Annotated in this window: 13 protein-coding genes; 5 read left to right on the top strand and 8 right to left on the bottom strand. The window is 61.0% G+C overall.

Annotated features, from left to right (window positions below; all coding sequences use genetic code 11):
• Positions 1 to 229 precede the first annotated feature (229 nt).
• The 3 genes from LVD10_RS07550 to LVD10_RS07540 form a co-directional block, all read right to left on the bottom strand.
• Positions 230 to 646, bottom strand: coding sequence for a DUF2147 domain-containing protein (locus tag LVD10_RS07550; protein WP_237062809.1), 417 nt, complete (start codon positions 644 to 646; stop codon positions 230 to 232).
• A gap of 114 nt (positions 647 to 760) precedes the next feature.
• Positions 761 to 2,230 (bottom strand): protein adenylyltransferase SelO, encoded by a 1,470-nt coding sequence (locus tag LVD10_RS07545; RefSeq protein WP_233006406.1) that lies wholly within the window; start codon positions 2,228 to 2,230, stop codon positions 761 to 763.
• Between the two features lie 7 nt (positions 2,231 to 2,237).
• The gene (locus tag LVD10_RS07540) at positions 2,238 to 3,710 is read right to left on the bottom strand and encodes a Ppx/GppA phosphatase family protein (RefSeq protein WP_237062807.1); all 1,473 of its coding nucleotides are present in this window, start codon (positions 3,708 to 3,710) and stop codon (positions 2,238 to 2,240) included.
• 284 nt (positions 3,711 to 3,994) lie between these two features.
• Here LVD10_RS07540 and ppk1 point away from each other — a divergent pair, with 284 nt between their 5' ends.
• On the top strand, positions 3,995 to 6,085 hold the full coding sequence (gene ppk1, locus LVD10_RS07535; protein WP_233006404.1) for a polyphosphate kinase 1: 2,091 nt from the start codon (positions 3,995 to 3,997) through the stop codon (positions 6,083 to 6,085).
• On the opposite strand, the gene LVD10_RS07530 is transcribed toward ppk1, so the two are convergent.
• Both LVD10_RS07530 and aceK read right to left on the bottom strand, forming a co-directional pair.
• A complete protein-coding gene (locus tag LVD10_RS07530) occupies positions 6,047 to 6,535 on the bottom strand; it encodes a hypothetical protein (protein ID WP_233006403.1) in 489 nt (162 codons plus the stop codon). The genes ppk1 and LVD10_RS07530 overlap by 39 nt on opposite strands.
• A gap of 83 nt (positions 6,536 to 6,618) precedes the next feature.
• Positions 6,619 to 8,373, bottom strand: coding sequence for a bifunctional isocitrate dehydrogenase kinase/phosphatase (aceK, locus tag LVD10_RS07525; protein ID WP_233006402.1), 1,755 nt, complete (start codon positions 8,371 to 8,373; stop codon positions 6,619 to 6,621).
• 142 nt (positions 8,374 to 8,515) lie between these two features.
• Here aceK and LVD10_RS07520 point away from each other — a divergent pair, with 142 nt between their 5' ends.
• Positions 8,516 to 9,124: a MarC family protein gene (locus LVD10_RS07520; protein ID WP_233006401.1), complete on the top strand. Its 609-nt coding sequence runs from the start codon at positions 8,516 to 8,518 to the stop codon at positions 9,122 to 9,124.
• 40 nt (positions 9,125 to 9,164) lie between these two features.
• Here LVD10_RS07520 and LVD10_RS07515 read toward each other — a convergent pair whose 3' ends face one another.
• Positions 9,165 to 11,093, bottom strand: coding sequence for a PhoX family protein (locus LVD10_RS07515; RefSeq protein ID WP_237062805.1), 1,929 nt, complete (start codon positions 11,091 to 11,093; stop codon positions 9,165 to 9,167).
• Positions 11,094 to 11,321: 228 nt separating this feature from the next.
• Between LVD10_RS07515 and LVD10_RS07510 the strand changes: the two genes are divergently transcribed.
• From LVD10_RS07510 to LVD10_RS07500, 3 genes are all read left to right on the top strand, one after another.
• Entirely contained in the window at positions 11,322 to 13,931 is a 2,610-nt protein-coding gene (locus tag LVD10_RS07510) for a TonB-dependent receptor (protein WP_237062803.1), read from the top strand.
• A gap of 378 nt (positions 13,932 to 14,309) precedes the next feature.
• Positions 14,310 to 16,259 (top strand): phytase, encoded by a 1,950-nt coding sequence (locus LVD10_RS07505; protein ID WP_233006398.1) that lies wholly within the window; start codon positions 14,310 to 14,312, stop codon positions 16,257 to 16,259.
• Positions 16,260 to 16,327: 68 nt separating this feature from the next.
• Positions 16,328 to 16,867 (top strand): HD-GYP domain-containing protein, encoded by a 540-nt coding sequence (locus LVD10_RS07500; RefSeq protein WP_233006397.1) that lies wholly within the window; start codon positions 16,328 to 16,330, stop codon positions 16,865 to 16,867.
• 83 nt (positions 16,868 to 16,950) lie between these two features.
• On the opposite strand, the gene LVD10_RS07495 is transcribed toward LVD10_RS07500, so the two are convergent.
• Positions 16,951 to 17,418 carry an REP-associated tyrosine transposase gene (locus LVD10_RS07495; RefSeq protein ID WP_439651227.1) on the bottom strand — a complete coding sequence of 156 codons (468 nt, stop codon included), beginning with the start codon at positions 17,416 to 17,418 and terminating at the stop codon, positions 16,951 to 16,953.
• 73 nt (positions 17,419 to 17,491) lie between these two features.
• Positions 17,492 to 18,205 carry an outer membrane beta-barrel protein gene (locus tag LVD10_RS07490; RefSeq protein WP_233006395.1) on the bottom strand — a complete coding sequence of 238 codons (714 nt, stop codon included), beginning with the start codon at positions 18,203 to 18,205 and terminating at the stop codon, positions 17,492 to 17,494.
• Positions 18,206 to 18,292 lie beyond the last annotated feature (87 nt).

Below are 18,292 nucleotides of genomic sequence, written 5' to 3'. Positions count from 1 at the left end.
AACCGGGGCGAACACGAGGTTCGCCCCTACGAATCACCAGCACTGAGTCGGCGAAGCTTGTGTTCGCCTGGTTGTGCGTTTGCCGCCCGGCGCTCCGCCGGACGGTCGCAGCCAGCGGCCGCTCCTACGCCACCATTGCCACTGTTATCGCGCCGGGACAACCAGGTAGGATTGGGCCGCGTAGGGGCGAACCTTGTGTTCGCCCGGTAATGCGGCCGCGTGGAAGGGGTTATTCGACCCGCTGCCAGCTCTGGGTGCGGTAGAAGAAGCCCAGGTAGCCGCGCACCTTGAGGGTGTTGCCCTCGCGCCACATCTTGCAGTCGTAGACCTTGCCCTTGGTGGGGTCGAGGATCTGCCCGCCCTCGTAAATATCGCCTTTCTTGACCATGCCGGTGATCACGTTCATACCGACAATCGGCTTGCCCTGGCGCTCACCCGGGCACTTGTCGCACAGGGTGTCGTCGGGCTTCATCAGCAGGTCCACCACGCGACCGTAATAGCGGCCATTACTCTCGTAGATTTCCACGATGGACTTGGGCTGCCCTGTCTCGTCGTCGATGGTGCGCCACTTGCCCGTTACTTCGGCGGCGGTGGTGCTGAACGCGAAGAGCAGGCCGGCGGCGAAGGTCAGCAGACTTCTCATCATCTTTCTATACCCGTGATTGTTGCTTCAGGTGACCACCATCTTACAACAGGTCACCACAGGAGCAGGAATCTGTTTTCAGTTTAGCTGCCAGCGGAGCATCCTGTTTGCCCGGGTTCAGGAAGAACAGCTGATGGGCATGTGTTTGCCCGAGTCCGGCGGGGCGGCGGCCCAGGTCTCGTGGTCCGGGTGTTCGTCGAACGGCGCCTGCAGCAGCCCGAACAGGGTCTCCAGGGGCCGGAAATCATTGTTGCCGGCGGCATCGATCACTTTCTGTGCCAGGTAATTGCGCAGGATGTACTTGGGGTTGGCCGCCAGCATGGCGCGGTTACGGCTGCGGCTGTCGCGCTGTTCGTGGGCCAGCCGCTGGTCGTAGTGGTTGAGCCAGTGATCCAGGGCCTCGTGCTGCGCCACCGGGATCAGCTCCTGCAGTGCTGCGGGCGGGCGTTCACCCCGGTAGTGGGCCAGTGCGCGAAAGAACAGGGTGTAATCGGCACCGGCCTGCTCCAGCAGTTGCAGCAGTTGTGCGCACAGTTGCTGGTCGGCATCATCGGCGCTCTCCAGCCCCAGTTTGCTGCGCATGCGCGCCGCGTATTCCTCGATCAGCAGCGGCTGGAATTCCTCCAGGCAGTCCTTCAGCGTATCGGCGCTGACAAAGTCCGAAAAGGCGTGGGCCAGGGCGTTCAGGTTCCACAGCACGACACCGGGCTGCTGCTCGAAGGCGTAGCGGCCGGTGTGGTCCGAGTGGTTGCAGATAAAACCGGGTTCGTAATCGTCGAGGAAACCGTAGGGGCCGAAGTCGAAGGTATCACCGATAATCGACATATTGTCGGTGTTCAGTACCCCATGGGCGAAACCCACTGCCTGCCAGCCGGCGGCCACCTCGGCGCTGCGGCGGGTGGCGAAGCGCAGCAGGGCCTCGGCCTGCTCTGCGGCGGGCAAATCGACTGCTTCGGGCAGGAAGCGCGCACAGGTGAATTCCACCAGCCGGTGGAGCGCCTCCAGTTGCCTGGTGTAGAACAGGTACTCGAAGTGGCCGAAGCGGACATGGGACTCCGCTACGCGGATGAGCATGGCGCCGGTCTCGATCTGCTCGCGGGCCACCGGTTCGTCGCTGCCGACAATGCACAGGGCGCGGGTGGTGGGGATGCCCAGCCCGTGCAGGGCCTCTCCAGCCAGGTATTCGCGAATGGTGGAGCGCAACACCGCGCGGCCGTCACCGAAGCGCGAATAGGGTGTCTTGCCGGCGCCTTTCAGGTGCAGTTCCCAGAGCCGGCCATCGTGTTCCACCTCGCCGAGCAGCAGGGCGCGGCCATCCCCCAGGTCCGGGTTGTAAACGCCGAACTGGTGGCCGGTATATTTCATCGCGAATGGCCGGCTGCCGTGGAACAGGCGCTTGCCACAGCCGAGCTCCGCCCACGCGGGATTACCGGCCTCGGCCGGGTCGATGCCCAGCCGCGCCATCACCGCCGGGTTGGCGTGGATAAGGTGCGGGCGCTCGAATGGGGCGGGATCGACCCGGCTGCCGAAGGCGTCGCCGAGATCCGCAAAGTGATGGCTGAGGGTGACCTGGTCCAGTTTTTTCATAGTGCCTTTAATTGTAGGGCTCCAGTAGCAGCCCCGGCGAACGTGACTGCCAGTGCTCCGCTTCCTGGTACAGCAGGTCCTCGATCGCCGGATTGCTTTCCAGCCACTGCCGGGACAGGCGCAGGCGGTAGTGTTCCCCGCCCGCACTGAGTTCCACGCCATCGAGGTCGTGGTCGGCGTGGTCGCGGTGCACGATACAGGCCAGTCGCAGGCACAACAACAGGTCGGGATTGGGGTGGAAGCCGTAATGCTCGCGCGGCGGCTTGATGCGCCCGCGCTGGTTGCGCACCAGGTGCGCCAGGTGCTCCTGCTCACTGCGCCCAAACCCGGCCAGGTCCGCCTTCTCGATCATATAGGCCCCCAGCTTGCGGGAATTGCTGTGGGACAGTGCCAGGCCCAGCTCGTGTAACTGTGCCGCCCACTGCAGGCGCCGCCGCTGGTCGTGGGGGCATTCCGGGCGCAGCATCAGCAGCAGGTCCTCGGCGGTATTCACCACCCGGCGTGCCTGGTCCGGGTCTATCTGCCCCCGCTGCATCATATCCGCGACGGTATCCGCGCGGCGGTCGCCGCCGTGCAGGCGCCCGGCCAGGTCGTGGACGATGCCCTCGCGGATCGCGTAGGGCGAAACCCGCATGCGCTCGATATCCAGCTCGCGGAACACCGCCAGCAGGATCGCCAGGCCGGCGGCGAATACCGGGCGGCGCTCCTCGTCGAAGTCCGGCAGGTCCAGGTCGGCGACGGTCTTGCAGGCTGCCACGCGTTCTGCCAGCCCCTCCAGCGCGTCGCGCTCGATGTCGAGCAGTTCGCCATTGTTCAGCACCCGCGCCACCGCCTTGATGGTGCCCGAGGCACCGATGGCCTCGCAGTTTTCGGCGAAGTGGCGCAGGCCCTGGAGTTCGGCGCTGGCGGCGCGGCGCGCGCGGGTAAAGCTGTTTTTCCTGGCGGCGTCTATTTTGCCGTCGGCAAAGAAGCGGCGGTTGTAGGCCACGCAACCCATGTAGAGACTCTGCAATTCATGGGGTACTTCGCGCCCGCGCACCAGTTCTGTGGAGCCGCCGCCAATATCCACTGCGCAGCGCAATCGTGGCGGGCCATCCGCGGCGGCGATGACGCCGGAGTAGATTAGCCGCGCTTCCTCGATACCGCTGATAATGTCAATCGGAACCCCTAGAATCGCCTCGGCCCGCTCCATAAAGCCATCGGCATTGCTGGCGGCGCGCAGGGTGTTGGTGCCGACTACCCGCACATGGTCCACAGGCAATTGTTCCAGCACCGGGCGGAATCTCTGCATGGCTGCCAGGGCGCGTTCGGCCACCTCCGGGTCCAGGTTGCGCTCGTCGTCCAGCCCCGCGGCGAGCCGTACCATGGCGCGGTCGGTATGCAGGCGCACCATGCGCTGGTCGCGGAATTCGGCCAGCAACAGGTGGAAGCTGTTGGAGCCGAGATCCAGTGCCGCGTAGCGTTCGGCGTCATGCAGCATTATTGTTCCTGTCAAAAAATTGTCATCTGAATGTAGCAAACTGCCCTACTATTATCCGGCGATACAATAAAACCGGGCCCGCCGTCACCTGCGAGCATTGCCAGTGGAGCCGGGCAGAATAATCGCTGTACGTAAAATACTGGCGCAGATACGCGAGCGGGGCAATGTGGATAGAGCTACAGGGTAGCGGGGGGCCTTTGCATCCGCCGCATCCATTCATTGCATCCACCGCATCCGCCGGGCCGTATCATCTCAGTCGCCCAAAAGAATCTAGCAAGTGGTACATGGTTAACAATACACCGGTATATCCCAAAGAGCTAAGCTGGCTCTCCTTCAATGAGCGCGTCCTGCAGGAGGTGGAGGACGAGCGCGTACCCATTATCGAGCGGGTGCGCTTCCTGGGTATTTTCTCCAGTAACCTGGACGAATTCTATCGTGTGCGGGTTGCCGATGTGCGGCGGGTAGCGACTTTTGCCAAGAGCGCAAAAAAGAAGCAGTATTTTTCCGAGCTGCTGGCCAGTATCAATGAGAGGGTACTGCGCCTGCAAAGGCGCTCATACGCTGCCTATACCAAGGTGCTCTCGGACCTGGGACAGCATAATATCCACCTGGTCAGCGAGAACCAGCTGACAGACAAACAGCGCACGTTCGTGGAGGAGTATTTTCACAGCGAGGTGCTGCCGGAGCTGGAGCCCTTCTTTATCGATGACCGGGAAAATATGCCGCTGCTGAATGAGGCGAGTATTTACTTCGCTATTTACTTAAAGCTGAAAGATGGTAGTGAGCGTTTCGCGGCCCTGGAGATCCCTACTGATACACTGCCACGGTTTGTGGTGATCCCGCCGCGGGAAGGACATCACGAAAAGGTTTATATCGTCCTCGATAATATCATCCGTGCCTGCCTGGTGGATGTTTTCCGCTATGTACTGCCCATCGAGCGTGCGGAAGCCTTCATGTTCAAGATCAGTCGCGATGCGGAACTCGAGCTGAGTGAGGAAATCACGCAGAATATCGTCGCGCGTGTGGCCAAGTCCCTGAAAAAACGCAAGCAGGCGGACCCGGTACGGATGGCTTACGATGCGGCCATGCCGGAAGTGGTATTCAACCTGGTGAAGAAAAAGCTGCGGATGGGCAGCTTTGACAGCTATACCCCGGGCGGGCGCTACCATAATTCCAAGGATTTCATGAAATTCCCGGCGGAATCTGCCCGGCATCGCTACAAGCCGCTGCAACCACTCGAGACCCTGCCGGAAAAGGAGAGTGTCTTCGGGCTGCTGAATGTCCGTGACCAGTTGCTCTACTATCCGTACCACGACTTCCGGGCGATCAGCAACCTGCTGATTTCCGCGGCCATCGACCCCCAGGTAAGGGAGATTCGCATCAACCTCTATCGGGTGGCCAGCAATTCCCGTGTGGTGGCCGCACTGATCAATGCGGTGCGCAATAACAAGCGCGTCGTGGCGGTGGTGGAGCTGCAGGCACGTTTCGATGAACTGGCCAATATTCACTGGTCCAACGAACTGCGTGATGCCGGTGTCGAGGTGATATACGGGGTGCCAGGGCTGAAAGTGCACTGCAAGCTGATCTCGATCCTGCGGGAGGAAAACGGCCAGCAACGATTCTACAGTCACCTGGGCACAGGCAACTTCAATGAGAGCACCGCGCGCGTCTACTGCGATTTCAGCCTGTTGACCAGTGACCAGAGGCTGGGGCAGGACGTGTACAACGTGTTCGAGTTCATCCAGTACACACACCAGCGTCCCGAGTACCGGCATATTGCCGTGTCACCCTATACCAACCGGCCGGCGTTGCTGTACGCCATTGACCGGGAAATCCAGGCTGCCGAGCGCGGTGAGCGAGCCGAACTGTTTTTCAAGTGCAACAACCTGGTGGACAGCGAAATCATCGCGCGGCTCTACCGTGCCAGTGGTGCCGGTGTGCGCATTCGCCTGATTGTGCGCAGCATGTGCTCACTGGTCTGCGAGACGCCGGGCCTGTCTGACAATATCGAGGTGATCAGCCTGGTGGACAAATACCTGGAGCATGCACGGGTGTATATGTTTCACAACGGCGGCGAGGAAGAAGTGTGGCTGTCGTCCGCAGACCTGATGACCCGTAACCTGGATCACCGGGTAGAGGTCACCTTCCCCATCTGGGACCAGAAGCATCGTGATACGGTGCGGGAGATCATGGAGTTGCAGTGGCGTGACAACCGCAAGGCCCGGATACTCGACCGCGACCAGAGCAACACCCGTATCGCCGGCCACGGTGCCCGTGGCTGCCGGGCGCAGGATTCGGTCTATCGCTTCCTGAAGAAAGCCCAGGACAGGCTGCCGCTATCGACTGAAGCCGACCAGGTGGCCGCGACTGAATGAGAAGCGGTAACGCTTGCCCACTTTCAGCCGGTCGCTGCACTTCGACTGGATCGTGATACGGGGGTACTGAGGGGTGACCACCCAGGTGCTGAATTCATTGCCGGGGCCGCGCTCGATCAGCCAGTAGTGATCCCCCGCCGCGCAGTCGCCGGAGGCACCGCACTTGCCGTAGCCCCATACGTAGGCGTAAACGTCATACTGGGCGGGGTGTTCACTGGTTTCCACGAAGGGAGTATCCCGGTCGCCGGTGGTGCGATACAGGCGGGAGAAGCTGACCTTGCGGAAGCCACGCGCCGGGGCGTCACAGCTGGTGGTGTGCTGCTTGGCCACCACCCGCGCATGCCCGCGGTCGCTTTTCTTGCCGCCATTCAGCTCGCTGGGCAGGTAACCGCAGCCGGGACCAGCCACTGCCATGATGCCAACCAATAATGCCGCGCCGTAAAACTGCACAGTCAACTCCTGGTACGGTTTAGATGCGGGGCGCCTCCCGGGAGAGCCCTGTCCCTTTCACTATAGCCGCTACCGGGGTGCTGTTATTGCGCCTTCGCTTTCTTGCCGGAGCGACGCCTGAAGCGCCATTTGCGGCGGTAGGGGAAGGCGCTTTCGATATGGCCGTCGCGGATGCGGTCCTGCAGGCGCTGCCAGTAGCGGTAGTCGTAGAGGTCGCTGTGCTGTCTCTCGAACGCCTTCCGCGCAAAAGGGTTGCCGGAGAAAAACAGCCGGAATTCCTCCGGGAATACGTCTGCTTCGGCCACGGTATACCAGGGCTGGTCAGACAACTCCTGCTCTGCGGTCTGGGGTTCCGGAATCTTGCGGAAGTTGCATTCGGTCAGCGGGCACAGCTCGTCGTAGTCGTAGAACACCACCCGGCCGTGGCGAGTGACGCCAAAGTTTTTCAACAACATATCACCCGGGAAGATATTGGCGGCCGCCAGCTGCTTGATGGCGTTGCCGTACTCCTCCATGGCCTCGCGTACCTCCTCATCACTGGCGTCCTGCAGGTAGAGGTTGAGTGGCTCCATGCGCCGCTCCACATACAGGTGCTTGATGATCACCCATTTGTCGTCGATCTGCAGCTTGGAGGGAGCCAGCTCCTGCAGCTCTTCCAGCAGCTCGTCGCTGAAGCGGTTGCGGTAAAAAATGAAATTGGTGTATTCCTGGGTATCCGCCATGCGCCCGACCCGGTCTGACCGGGATACGAACTTGTACTTGTCCTTGACGATTTCCTCGGTGACCGTCTTGGGCCGGTCGAACCTGTCCTTGATGACCTTGAATACCACCGGGTAGGAGGGGAGCGTAAATACGCTCATCACCATGCCCTTGATCCCCGGGGCAATGATGAACTTGTCATTGCTCACCTTCATATGGGCCAGGATATGGCGATAGAACTCGGTCTTGCCGTGCTTGTGGAAGCCGATGGAGTTATACAGCTCCGAGCGCTCCTTGAGTGGCATGATGGTGGAGAGGAAACGCACGAATCGCGACGGGATGGGGGCGTCCACCATGAAGTAGGAGCGGGTGAAACTGAAGATAATGCTGGCGGAATCGTTACTGTAGAGCACCGTGTCCACGAAAATGGCGCCGCGGCCATTGTTCAGGCACGGCAGTATCAGCGGGATCACCTCACCACCGTACATCAGCCTGCCCACCAGGTAAGCGGCCTTGTTGCGGTAGAACACCGACTCCAGCATATCCACGCGCAACTGTTTTTCATCGGTCACGTGGGAGAGTGGCCTGGCCCGCAGGGCCTCACAGATATTCTTGATATCCCGCTCTTGGTTCTCCCAGGGGATCGAAAAACCATAGTCGTTGAGGATGTCCTCGATCATGCACTCGAGGCCGTGCTTGCCGCTGTAGCTGATATAGATGCTGTAGTCCCGCAGCGGCTTGTCGTCCGGTGGCCGGGAGGGTTTCACAAACAGGTTACTGTCGTGAATATGGGCATGCTCGAACTGCTTGCAGAAAACCGAGTTGAAGAATGTCTCGGCAATTTCATAGTTGCTGTGGTTGGCGATCAGCTGGGCGAAAGTGGCGCGGGCCTCGCGCCACAGCTGCAGCATGGTGGTGTCCTTGCTGGTAACCGAGTGCACCAGCTTTACCACCTGGTTGACCTTGGTCTTGTAGAGGTCGATGCGCTCCTTGTTGGCGTGGTGGACGCCCTGCCAGGCGGCAGTCTCAAAACGTGCCTTGGCCCCCAGGGTAATATTCTGGAAGTCCGCGAAATAGGCGTCGAAGCCATTGAGGATGGTCTTGGCGATTCGCCGGGCTGTCGGGGAGTGGTTGGTCATGCACTAGACTTCGTATTTCAAGGCCATTGCCGTAGGAGCGGCCCATGGCCGCGACAGTTCCCGGTCCCGGGTGGATCGCGGCCATGGGCCGCTCCTACAAGTGATTCCTAGCCGATAGTAGCACGGTGCGCCGGAGCAGCCATTGAACGATTGGATCAGTAGCTTTGTCTTTTTCTTTGCCGTAATCGACCCGGTGGGCACGCTGCCGGTGTTTATCGCCGTGACGGCGCGGCATGCGGAATGGCAGAAGCGCAAGATCGCGATCATCGCGGTGCTGGTAGCCACCGGTATCCTGCTGTTCTTCCTGCTCGCCGGCCAGTACCTGCTGGAGACCATCGGCGTGCCCCTGTCGGCCTTCCAGGTGGCCGGCGGTGTGGTGCTGTTCCTGTTTGCCCTGACAATGATTTTCGGTGAGGGCAAGCCGGAGCAGGAAGTCGAGATCGCCAGGAGTGGCCACGAGACGGCGATATTCCCGCTGGCGGTACCTTCCATCGCCTCGCCCGGGGCCATGCTGGCGGCAGTGGTACTGACCGACAATTACCGCTTTGACCCGATCCACCAGATGCGCACCGCCACTTCAATGCTGGCGGTGCTGGGGATCGTCCTCCTGTTGCTGCTTACCGCACAGTGGATTCACCGCTGGATTGGCAATGCTGGCGCCAGTATCGTCAGCCGGGTCATGGGGCTGATCCTCGCATCGGTTGCCACCACCAATGTGCTGGTGGGAATCCAGCAGTTCTTTTCCATCTGAGTGCCGACCGCGATCCATTTACGAGCCAGCAGCCAACCTGTCAGCTTCCCACTACGCCGCCATCTTTCCGGCTGATCGCCAGCACACTGGGCCGCGGCGGCAGGGCCGGGTCATTGTCCGGCCAGCGATGCATGGGGTTGTCGAAGCTTGAGCGGCCACCGTCGGCGGGATGCTGCACGGCGATAAAAAGGGTGGTGCCATCGGGGGTGAATTCCGGCCCGCACACCTCGGCGCCCTGCGGGCAGCCAAAGAAATGTTTCGGAGCGGCGCGTAATTCACCTTCGGTGGCCATGGCCCAGAGGCCGTCATGGAAGCCGAAGTCCTCGCAGCCGTCGGTGGCAACCCACATATTGCCGGCGTGGTCGAACGCAACATTGTCCGGGTTGGCGAACCAGCCGTGCGGCGATATAGCCCCGGTCACCTGCTGGCCGTAGGCGCCGCGCTCGTTCGGGTCCTCGGCGTTGGGGTTGCCGCCGAGCAGGAAGGTATGCCAGCGGAAAATGTCGCTGGTGTGGTCGCGCTCGCCATCCCGGCCCGGCGGTACGATTTCCAGCACGTGGCCGGCGGCATTGCGTGGGCGGGGATTGGCGGCGTTGGTGTCGTCGGCGCCGCGCCTCTTGTTCTTGGTCAGCATGACGTAAGTGCAGTCGTTGACCGGGTTGGTCTCCACATCCTCCGGCCGGTCCATGGGCGTGGCGCCCAGCAGGCTGGCGGCGCGGCGGGCGTCTACAAGGACGTCAGCCTGGTTGCGGAAACCGTTTTCCGGTGTCAGTGGACCCTCGCCAAAGATCAGCGGCAGCCAGCGGCCGCTGCCGTCGGCATTGAATTGCCCGGCAAACAGGGTGCCTGCCGTAAGCAGGTTGCGATTGGCCCGGTGGTTACCCGGACGGTAGGCCTCGGCGGAGACGAAGCGATAGACGAACTGGCCCTCGTCGTCATCACCACCATAGGCCACCACTGGCTGGCCTGGCTTGCAGGCCAGGGTAAACCCCTCGTGTTCAAAGCGTCCCAGTGTGGTCAGCTTGCGCGGGCGGGATTCCGGGTCGTAGGGATCAAATTCCACCATCCAGCCGAAGCGGTTGGGCTCATGCGGCTCGACGCCGATATCAAAGCGCGGGTCATGGTCACCCCAGTTGCGATTGTCCGGGGCAATGCCAAATGCATGGTGATTGCGGGCCTCTACCGGGTCGGCAATGGCGTCCGGGTCTCCCTGGAAAGCGCCACCGAAGCCCTCTTCGGCAATCAATACCGTGCCCCAGGGGGTCTTGCCGCCGGCGCAGTTTCCCACGGTGCCGAACACCCGGGTGCCACTGGGGTCGGCGGCGGTCTGCAGGCGCGGGTCACCGGCGGCGGGGCCGACGATATCCATTTCGGTGCCGAGGGTGATGCGGCGGTTGTAGGGGCTGTCCAGCACTGCCTGCCAGCCAGCCGGGGTTTTCTCGATCTCCACGATGGCGTGACCACAGGCGGCCTGCTCGATGGCCACATGTTCGGCGCTCACGCCGCGGGTGGCGCTGTACTCATCGTTGTAGCCAGGAAACATCAGGTGCGGCTGGGTGTATTCGTGGTTGACGCACAACAGGCCGCGCTTGCTGCTGTCGCTGCGGCAGTGCCTGTCCCCATCCCCCGGGCCGGCGTCCTCGGCCAGTGGCATAAAGGCAATGAAGTCGTTGTTGTAACCAAAGCGTTGCTGCTGCTCTGCCGCGGTCAGCCCTTCCGGGTCGAATACACCGGCCCCCGCCTGGATGGGATCCCCCCAGCGCAGCAGCACGTCGGCGCGATAACCCTCGGGCAGGTGATGGCTGGCATCCAGGCCGTGGGGGACCTCGGTAAAAGTCAGCGAAGCCCGGTCAAGCCCGGGGCTTCGATTGCACGCTGATAGCAGGCCACTGGTGGCACCGGTTGCACCGAGGGCACCTATCGCTTTGAAGAGAGTGCGGCGGGACGGGTCTGGCGGCAGCTTTTTCATTTTGTCTCCGGCTCTTTCTGTGACAGTGACCAGGGCTCGCTGTCACAGATTTGCAACCTCATAGTAGTTTAGTGGGCATCGGAGTCTGCCAGTGTCCCGTGACAATTCAGTGAACGATCAGTGATGCCTGCGGTGCCACAATTTTCAACAAAATGTCACCCAACAGTCACGCCCGACGTCTAACCTGCGCCCCATCGAACACCTGCCATAAAAAGGAATGGGGACCTTATGAAAAACCGATCGACCCGGGTCGCACTCGTTACACTGCCGCTAACGGCAATCGCTGCTGCGGTTATTTCTGTGAATGCAGTGGCACAGGCTGGGGAAGGCGCCCTGGAAACCATCGAGGTGACTGCCCAGGCGGCCAACGCCAGCAGTGATATCGAGCGCCAGCGCCGCTCCAACAAAGTTGTTGCGGTGCAGACTTCCGATGCGATTGGCGAATTGCCAGACGCCAACGTCACCGAAGCACTGCAGCGCATGCCAGGTGTATTTATCGCCCGCGACCAGGGGGAGGGGCGTTTCGTCGGTGTGCGGGGTATCGACCCGAACCTGAATGCGGCGACTATTAATGGGGTCAGCCTGCCCGCGCCGGAAACCGACAGCCGGGCCGTGGCCATGGATGTGATCCCCTCCGACCTGCTTGCCAGCCTGGAAGTATTCAAGACGCTCACGCCGGATATGAGCGCGGACTCCATCGGCGGTGCCATTGAGATCAAGAGCCTGAATGCCCTGGACCAGGATGGCCAGCAGTTCAAGCTGAGTGTCGAGAACAGTTACAGCACGTTGCAGGAGGAGAACAGCCCGAAGCTTGCCGGTACCCTCACCAGGGTATTCGAGCTGGATGGCGGTCGCGAGCTGGGGGTAGCGATTGCCGCGAGCCACCAGGAACGAAAATTCGGCTCTGAAAATGTGGAGACAGATGGCATCTGGGAGGAGCTTACCGCGGAGGATGGCAGTGAGGGCTTTGGGGCCGCCGAGATTGAGCAGCGCGATTACACCGTGACCCGCGAGCGTACCGGCCTGGCCGCCAATTTCGACCTGAGCCTGGGCGAGACCAGCCTGCTTTACCTGCATACCCTCTATTCCGATTTCTCCGATGAAGAAGAGCGCCAGCGTAATTCCTGGAAGCTGGATGAGGAAAATGATAATCCGGCCACTATCACAGCCAGCTCTGCGGTATGGAACGACGCGGCACTGGAAAAGTCGTTGAAGGACCGCTTCGAGGAGCAGCAGATCCTCTCCATGGTCTTTGGCGGAGAGCATGACCTGGGTCAATGGGGCGTTGAATATGCGCTGGGCTACTCCCATGCCGAGGAAGCCGAGCCACACCGCCGCGATACAGATTTTGTACAGGAAGGCTTGCAGCTGGGCTACACCAGTGCCGGGGAAAAACCCACCCTGGCCATCGGTGCTGGTGATGTCGAAGCGGCGATGGATGCGTCCAATTACAAGCTCGACGAGATTGTGATCGAGGACAATTTTACCGAGGATGAGGAGGTCAGCTTCCGCATCGATATCAGCCGCGAAATACAGCTGGCCGGTAACCCTTCCGAGCTGAAATTCGGTTTGCACGAGCGACGCCGGGAAAAGACCGGTGACCTGAATGCCGTGGTTTACGACGATTTTGGTGGCGACTTTACCCTGGCTGATTTCGCCATGAACAATGTCGACTACAGCCTGGGCCGCTTTGGTCCCGGGATTAATATGGGTGGCCTGAATAACTTCATCGACGCCAGCCTGTCCAGCTTTGCAGTGGATGAAACCGATACCGCCCTGGACTCTGCACGCGACTATGCCATGAACGAGGATATTTCTGCGCTGTATGTCATGAACAGCATTGAGATGGACCGTGCCCAGTTGGTATACGGCGTTCGCTACGAGTCGACCGACTTCTCCGCCGCGGGAAACCAGGTGGTTGAGTCCGGTGAAGCCATTCCCGGTGCGGAGCAAGTTGCCGAAGACGTTTATGTTTCCCCGGTGAATTTTGCACAGGAGTACAGCAAGCTGTTCCCGAGTGTGAACTTCAAGTACGACTATAACGATAATATCGTTCTGCGCGCCGCCTATACCGAGTCCCTGTCGCGACCCGCGTTTGGTGCACTCAACCCGTCACCGGAAACCATTGAATACGATGAAGGCGAGCTGGAGGTGGAAGCAGGCAACCCGGCACTGGATCCCTATGAAGCGCAGAACCTGGACTTCACTGCGGAGTATTACGCCGATGCCCTGGGCATGTTCTCAGCGGGCATTTTCCACAAGCGTATCGATAACTTTATCGTGACCGCAGACGTGGCCAGCACTACGGACTTCAGCCGCTATGTGGGCAGTCTGCCGGTAGAGGACGCGGAAGTCCTGCAGTCGATCAACGGCGACACTGCAACCCTGACCGGCGCCGAGCTGTCATGGACCCGCGGTTTCGATAACGGCCTGCTGTTGCGTGCCAATGCCACCTTCGCAGACTCGGAAGCCAGCCTTGGCCCCGGGGCTGGTGCCGGGCGCAACGACGAGATATCACTGCCCTCACAGGCAGATATAGTGGGCAACTTTATCGTTGGTTACGAGCGCGATGCACTGAGCCTGCGCCTGGCCACCACGTTCAAGGGCGAGCGCCTGCTCGAAGTGGACCTGGAGGATGCCGCGGGAGACCGGTATGAATCCGACCACATGCAGGTAGATTTGTCGGCCAGGTACCGCTTCAGTAACGGGCTCCAACTGACCTTCAGCGGTGTCAACCTCACCGACGAGCCGTTCTTTGTCGAGAACTCTGGCTATAACGGCCAGTATGAGGAATATGGTCCCACCTACGCGCTGGGCCTGACTTACAGCACCTTCTAAAGTCTAGAGTCGGGATAGCAGCGGGATAGAGCCGGGAGCGAATAGCAGCAGAAGCCGGGCCCCCGGGTTGGGGACCGGCTTCCTGTTGCTGATGGGTTGTAACCTGCCAGCCGTGGACCGGGGCAGGAGCTGTCGACAGGTCCTGCCGGCCCCATTCGTTTTTGCCTGCCAGTTTTATTTGCCTGGATTTTGGCGCAAGTTCGCTCATCATTTTGTTTGCTCGCCCCTGTCATTACCCCGACCAGGGACCCCTCGGGCAGCTGGTGGTCACGGGACTATCCCGGCGCGGCGCATAGAGCCCCGCGGGTCATTCTTTTGCCACAAAGCTGGCGTAAATTTGTCATATTCTTAAAGATACTTTGCGGAAAAACGAAGACGATGGCACTCAATATTCTGTCGAAAATCGCGCCGGTTGCCGCTGTGGTGGTGTTGCTGGCGGGCTGTGATAGGCGACCCGGAGAATCCGTGCAGAGCTCGCCCCAGGCCCTCCAGGCTTCCGGCACCCTCGAGCTCTCCGGTGTGGTTTCCAGCCAGGTCGCCCCGTTGGCACTGGGTGGGGAAAATTACCTGCTGCTGGCGAGCGAGGTGCGTGGCCTGGTCCTGCTGCGGGAAGACGGCAGCGAGGCCGCTTCCCTCGATGGCGGCAGTGTCGAGCGCTTTGCCGTGCAGTCGCGCGCGGACGGCAGCTGGCTGGTCGCGGCCTTCGATGAGGACGACGGCCAGGTGCACCTGCGATCACTTGAAGTCGAGCCAAGTAGCGGCCAGCCGGGGATGAAATACCTGGGCATGCTCAAGGTTGCGGCACCGCAGACAGCGCTGTGCTTCTCCCGCCAGGGCAATCGCTCCCACCTGTATACCATCGATGAAAATGGCCTCGGCCATGAATATGTGGTTCACCCGCGCGACCAGGCCTGGTTGTTCACCGAGCTGCGCCCGCTGCACTTCGGCCAGCAGGTCAACAGCTGTGTAGTGGACGACCAGCGCCAGCGGCTGCTGGTATCGCAGCCGCCGCTGGGGGTCTGGAGCCTGAATGCCAGTGCGGAACGCGACGAGGAACGCGCGGTATTTATTGCCGGCGATACCCTGGGCGAGCAGTTCGGCGGTTTGTGGCTGGACGCCGACCGGGACCTGCTGTGGCTGGCCAGCGGCGACCGTGTGGAAGCCTTTCCACTGTCAGGGCCGCGGGGCGAGGCGATCTATAACCGCGCGTTGCAGGAACTGGAACCGGTCTCCATCGCACGGCAGAGCGATGCGCTGTTTGCCCTGGAAGAGGAAAGCAATGCTGTACAGCGTTATGCGGTGCAGCTACCGGAGCCCGGGCCTGCGGAAGAGTCACCGACTGCGGCAACCGCCGCACCGCAGATCCCTACCGTTGGCGCAAGGGCACAGACAGTACCGGTGGCATCCGGTGGCGATGCCGCCGATGACCCGGCAATCTGGGTCAACCCGAAGGACAGCAGCAAGAGCCTGGTACTGGGAACCGACAAGAAGCGCGGCCTCAATGTATACAACCTGTCCGGCCGGCTGCAGGAACAGTTCGTTGTCGGGCGGGTAAACAACGTCGACCTGCGACCGGTGGACAGCGGCCGCTTTGCTGCACTGGCGGCCACGTCGAACCGAACCACGCCGGGCGTAAACCTGTTTGGTATCCACCGCAGTGGCGATGTGGAACACCTGGGGTTACGCGAGATGGGATTGCAGGACCCGTATGGCCTGTGCATGTACCGCAACGACGGGCGCACCATGGTATGGGTATCGGACAAGGATGGCGCCCTGCACCTGGCGGAGATCGAGCTGGGCGATGACCCGCTGGAATGGCAGTTGCAGCCGCGGGCAAAACTGCCGGTGCAGAGCCAGGTGGAGGGTTGTGTCGTGGATGACGAGCGTGGCGTATTGTTCTTCGGTGAGGAGGACCGTGGTATATGGCGCCTCGATATCGCCGCATTCCTGGCCGGCAATGCGCAACCGGAATTGCTGGTGGAAGTCGATGACCGGCAGCTGGTGGCGGACGTGGAGGGTATCGATATTTTCCACGATGGAGAACGCGGGTACCTGGTGGTCTCCAGCCAGGGCAATGACAGCTACGCCCTCTATACCCGCGACGGCAGCGAGTTTATCGGCCATTTCCGGGTCGATATCAACCTGGCGCTGGGTATCGACGGGAGCTCGGAAACCGATGGCCTGGCAGTGACCAGTGCGGCCCTGGGCGATGACTACCCGGGTGGCCTGCTGGTGGTGCAGGACGGGCGCAAGCGCATGCCCGCGGGGCCGCAGAATTTCAAGCTGGTGTCCTGGGCGGATATTGAGGAACAGCTGCAACTGCAGTAACTTCTCCTGTCGGCCCTGTGATGTGTTGGTCGCGGGGTGGGCTGTGATGGATAACCCGGTGATCACCTATGGAAATCGAAGAGAAGATCCCGCTGCTGGAAGAGATACTGGCTGACTGGCGGGAATGTATTGGCCCGGAATACCCGGGCTACCGTAATCACGTCTACCGCATGCTGCATTTCTGCTTTGCACTGCGTGAATGCAGCGAGGAAGAGCGGCAGAAGCTGGTGATTGCCGGCGCCTTTCACGATATCGGTATCTGGGTCGATGATACCGTCGACTATCTCCCGCCCTCTATTACCCCGGCGATGCAATACCTGAAGCACAACGGTCGGGAAGGCTGGTGCGACGAGGTGCGCCTGATGATCAGCGAGCACCACAAACTGCGCCGGTATCGCGGCGAGTACGCGCCGCTGGTGGAACTGTTCCGCCGTGGTGACCTGGTGGATTTTTCCTGCGGCCTGGTCCGTTTCGGGCTGGACGCCGGTCTGGTGGAAGAGGTGCGTCGCGCTTTCCCCAATGCGGGTTTCCACAAAAGCCTGGGCAGGCGCGCCCTGCGCTGGCTACCCCGGCATCCGCTGCGGCCATTGCCGATGATGAAGTGGTAGGATAACAATCGCGGCCAGCGGCCGCTCCTATGGCACTTAACACGATCATGTAGGAGCGGCCGCTGGCCGCGACAATTCCCGGGTTATAACCAGGCAGAATTCCAGAACGGATATTCCCCGACGTTTTGTACGAGCCCCGCGCGCAAAGGATTGGCAATCACATACCGTGCCGCTTCGATAACCCCTTCTTCTTTTCGTAGTGCGCGGTCATGGAAGGCGCGCTCCCAAATCGCTTCTTGATGCAGACACTGGTTAACCTGGTATGCACTGGAAGATTTGAGACGCTTGATAAGTTCACTCAAGTCAAAGGAATTTCCAAGCTGTATCAGCCAGTGCACATGATCGGGCATCAATACCCAGGCGAGCATCCTGGCATCGCCCAGTAATGAAGGGTCCTGAAAAGATGTGCAGGCCTGCCGTGCCAATGTGAAATCTTTGAATATTGGTAGGCGCTGGTGAGTGCAGGTGGTTACTAGGTATACCTGCCCGGGCATGGAAACCCGGCCCCGGCGTAGTGAACGATGTCCTTTTCGTGAGTGAGCTATCGGCATATCCATATGCGTGCCTGAGTCGCGGCCAGCGGCCGCTCCTACGGAGTGGCTGGGTTTTAGCGATTGTTATGGCCTAAAAATGCATACTCCACCCCAGCGATGCGGTCTCCACGTCGAACTCGCCGCGCAGCTCGCCGCTGCCGATATCGCTGAAGGTCTCCCACTCGGCCCGCAGGGTCCAGTTGTTGTGGTGGCGGTAGCTGATGCCGGCGCCGTAGCCGTAGTGGAAGCCGTTATCGGTTGCACCACTGCTGCCGTTTACCGGTACCAGCTCTTCGGTGATAGTGCCGTCTTCCTGCTGGAACCGGAACAGGAATTCACCCGCCTGGCGCTCGGACAGCTCCATATTCCAGGCGCCGCCGCCGACCTTGGCAAACAGGCTCAGGCCGCGGTATAGCGGCCAGTGCCCCACGGCGTAGGCGTTGACCAGGTAGGTCTCGAGCTCATCCTCGAGGCGCAGGAACTCGCCGCGCGCATTGCGGAATTCGAAGTCCAGGTCGCTGCTGGCCAGTTGCTGCAGGCTGGCTTCCACCGCGAAGTAGGGGCTCCAGCGCCAGCCGGTGTACAGCTTCCAGGTCTCGCCGCCCTCGCCGCAATTGAGCAGCCGGGCCGGTTCGCCGTTGAAGCTGAAACGTTGCACCCGGTCCGACGCCTGTGGGCAGAAATTACCCTGGCCGGCGTCGCCGACACTGACGCCGACATAACGGTGGGAATAAAAGTCTGCACTGGCGGGCAGGGCAAGGGTAAGGGAGGTGAGTACCGCGAGCAGAACATGGGGCCTGGGCATGGCAATACCTGCATTCGGTTGATATCGGGGTCTATCTTCCCCCAACCCTACGCGGATTGTTTGCCACGGGATGAAATTTGGCGGTTG

The sequence above is a fragment of the Microbulbifer zhoushanensis genome, from assembly GCF_021729055.1.
Lineage (GTDB): Bacteria > Pseudomonadota > Gammaproteobacteria > Pseudomonadales > Cellvibrionaceae > Microbulbifer > Microbulbifer zhoushanensis.
This window is presented reverse-complemented; position numbering and strand designations above follow the sequence as displayed.

Bases quoted from the DNA above. Each gene is read 5' to 3' on its own strand.
- LVD10_RS07550 (WP_237062809.1), bottom strand. From the start codon at position 646: ATGATGAGAAGTCTGCTGACCTTCGCCGCCGGCCTGCTCTTCGCGTTC.
- LVD10_RS07545 (WP_233006406.1), bottom strand. From the start codon at position 2,230: ATGAAAAAACTGGACCAGGTCACCCTCAGCCATCACTTTGCGGATCTC.
- LVD10_RS07540 (WP_237062807.1), bottom strand. From the start codon at position 3,710: ATGCTGCATGACGCCGAACGCTACGCGGCACTGGATCTCGGCTCCAAC.
- ppk1 (WP_233006404.1), top strand. From the start codon at position 3,995: ATGGTTAACAATACACCGGTATATCCCAAAGAGCTAAGCTGGCTCTCC.
- aceK (WP_233006402.1), bottom strand. From the start codon at position 8,373: ATGACCAACCACTCCCCGACAGCCCGGCGAATCGCCAAGACCATCCTC.
- LVD10_RS07515 (WP_237062805.1), bottom strand. From the start codon at position 11,093: ATGAAAAAGCTGCCGCCAGACCCGTCCCGCCGCACTCTCTTCAAAGCG.
- LVD10_RS07510 (WP_237062803.1), top strand. From the start codon at position 11,322: ATGAAAAACCGATCGACCCGGGTCGCACTCGTTACACTGCCGCTAACG.
- LVD10_RS07505 (WP_233006398.1), top strand. From the start codon at position 14,310: ATGGCACTCAATATTCTGTCGAAAATCGCGCCGGTTGCCGCTGTGGTG.
- LVD10_RS07500 (WP_233006397.1), top strand. From the start codon at position 16,328: ATGGAAATCGAAGAGAAGATCCCGCTGCTGGAAGAGATACTGGCTGAC.
- LVD10_RS07495 (WP_439651227.1), bottom strand. From the start codon at position 17,418: ATGCCGATAGCTCACTCACGAAAAGGACATCGTTCACTACGCCGGGGC.
- LVD10_RS07490 (WP_233006395.1), bottom strand. From the start codon at position 18,205: ATGCCCAGGCCCCATGTTCTGCTCGCGGTACTCACCTCCCTTACCCTT.